At 44.1% G+C, this 2,305-nt stretch carries 4 protein-coding genes; 3 read left to right on the top strand and 1 reads right to left on the bottom strand.

The genetic code is table 11. The features are described 5' to 3' along the window. The first annotated feature begins 141 nt into the window (after window positions 1-141). Both FOE74_RS21355 and FOE74_RS00940 read left to right on the top strand, forming a co-directional pair. Window positions 142-660, top strand: a complete 519-nt coding sequence (locus FOE74_RS21355; RefSeq protein ID WP_225840587.1) for a DUF6980 family protein — start codon at window positions 142-144, stop codon at window positions 658-660. Window positions 661-743: 83 nt separating this feature from the next. Then, complete coding sequence (locus FOE74_RS00940; RefSeq protein ID WP_149096739.1) at window positions 744-1,169, top strand: hypothetical protein; 426 nt, start codon at window positions 744-746, stop codon at window positions 1,167-1,169. 74 nt (window positions 1,170-1,243) lie between these two features. Here the strand turns inward: FOE74_RS00940 and FOE74_RS00935 are convergent, their stop codons facing one another. Then, window positions 1,244-1,468, bottom strand: coding sequence for a hypothetical protein (locus FOE74_RS00935; RefSeq protein WP_149096738.1), 225 nt, complete (start codon window positions 1,466-1,468; stop codon window positions 1,244-1,246). Between the two features lie 100 nt (window positions 1,469-1,568). Between FOE74_RS00935 and FOE74_RS00930 the strand changes: the two genes are divergently transcribed. Then, entirely contained in the window at window positions 1,569-2,114 is a 546-nt protein-coding gene (locus tag FOE74_RS00930; RefSeq protein ID WP_149096737.1) for a hypothetical protein, read from the top strand. The last annotated feature ends 191 nt before the right edge of the window (window positions 2,115-2,305 follow it).

Below are 2,305 nucleotides of genomic sequence, written 5' to 3'. Positions count from 1 at the left end.
TCTAACACAAGCTAAACGTCAGCCAAGTTGTATTCAGGTGCAGCCGCTTTGCTTTCTACGGCCGGAGTTGGTACTTTGAAAGACAACCAGGCAAAACTCTTGGCCGTCGTTTAGCCGCGGCCGTTAGCACCAATTTTAAAAATGGATTTTGAAACTATATATAACGAAATAAATCAGCTATTCCCTGAACAGCTTGACATCAGCGATGGAAGATTTGTTCAAGGTACGATTGGCTTCCACTCTCAGAATCTAATAGACGCATGGAATGCCGCGGAGGAAGAATCCGAAAGCACCGCGGAGGGGTATTTTATTTGGGCCATGTATTGTTTGCTCCACCAACTAGCCAAAAAAGCCTTTAGAAAAGGGAACTTCACGATAAAAACAAGCGACCTGGCAAAGGAAGAAATAAAAAGGAAGTACGATAAAGTACTGAAAGAGGCAGAGCCAAAGAGAAGAATCAGGTCTTGCTGTAGAATGATGGCTTCCCAGTTTAATAAAAAGTGTGAAATTCATGATTCAGCCTACGACTGCCCAGATGTGATTCTTGATAGAGATGAAAAGGGAAGCCAATACAGAATATTGATTCATGACGGAGGCACTTCAGGAATATCTATTAAGTTTTGTCCTTGGTGCGGTAAAGAAATAAAAAACAGGTGCTAACACTGTATAAACGCCAGCATCGGCCGACGGCCTTCGCCGCCGCTTACACTAGACGTTAGCCAAAATTCATATAAATAAAATAGATGTGTTATTCCGTTTACATAGGCACGACTGAAAAGCAAGAGGTTGGCAAATTTGTGCCCAATGAAACGGACATCTACTTTGAAGAGCTTTCAGAAGAGAAAGAAAAAGGTATTCGGCCAAAGTTTAAAAACCCGTTCCTGTATTATGTCGGTTCAGACACAAATTGCTCTTGCGGGTTAGTGTTCGACTCGGAAGAATTTGACAACCCCGAAGAGCAGGACAACAAAAAATCACCGACAAGGCTACTGGAATTCATAAATAAGCGGACTGAAATAGAAGATTTAGAATTATACTGTTGCTGGGACGGACATTGGGACGACCCAATAAAAGACAGAATAGAACTGGACATCAGGACAATATCGCTCGACAAAAACTACTTTGGCCCTGTATTGAATCAGTTCATTGTTTTTAAGAGAAAAAACTAAAAAAGAACTTTGGCTAACAAGGCATAAACGTCAGCCTTCGGCCGACGGCCTCCGCCGTCGTTTATACTAGTCCGTTAGGGCAAATTAATAAGAATGAATAAGCGATTAAATATTTTATTATTGGCAGTTTGTGCCTTCATAGTTTCCTGCCAAGGCAAAAAAACAGAAGAGGGCAAAGCGGTAGCACCTGTTGAGGTAATCGCCACCCCGTCCCCTATTGCCGACTCCTCTTCTGACCTACAAACATCCTCACCTGAAATAGCAGATAAGTCAATCACGGTAAAAGAGACGGATACCATCAGCCTTAAGGGTTACATCCTCCACTTCTCACCTTCACAGAAGACGACTTTCCCCTCAATATTTGATGACTTCAAGGAGAGGCAGCGCGTCTCAAAGGGAATGGACTATTATGACGGAGTTCAGGCGGTGGAGAAGATGCTCCTAGCCAAGTGGGCAGGCCTTTGCAGCGTCAAGGACTCCATGCTTGTCCTGAAACTGGACAACGGGAAAACGGTAAGCCTCCCCCAGTGGGACAAGGAGAAAGAGATGGGCCACAACCTGGAACACTTCTTCCCGCGCCAGAACTATTACCTGGTGCATGTCCCGTTCACAGAGGGAAACACCTGGCTGTTGGTAAACAAGAAGAACGGTTTCAAGAAGTATATATGCGGGCTGCCTTACTTCTCACCCGACGGGCAATCCGCCATCACAGCCAGCTATGATTTAGAGGCAGGCTACAACTTCAACGGAATGGAGTACCTGAAGGTGCAGGGGGATTCGCTGGCAGAGGAATGGAGGCTGGAAATCGGGAATAACTGGGGCCCTTTAGAAATCAAGTGGTCTGGCAATTCTACTGTTCTTGTGAAAAGGAGAACCTTTGAGGAAGAGGTGAATCATGCACCAGAGAAAAACCTAGTATCTAAGCTGGTAGTGACTAAAAAATAACTTGCCCTAACAAGGTGCATAAGTCATGCTTCGGCCGACGGCCTCGCACGCCTCATGCACTAGACGTTGGCATTAATTAAAATATAAAATCAAATGGTTAATGGATAAAAAAGCCTATCTATTTACTCTTGCTTCCACCTTGTTAATATTATTTTTTGGGCTTGGGTACTTTATGCTTTTTGCTAAACAAG

Source organism: Rufibacter glacialis (genome assembly GCF_008271745.1).
Taxonomy (GTDB): domain Bacteria; phylum Bacteroidota; class Bacteroidia; order Cytophagales; family Hymenobacteraceae; genus Nibribacter; species Nibribacter glacialis.
The sequence above is the reverse complement of the archived record's forward strand: the minus strand, read 5'-3'. Positions and strand labels throughout refer to the sequence as shown.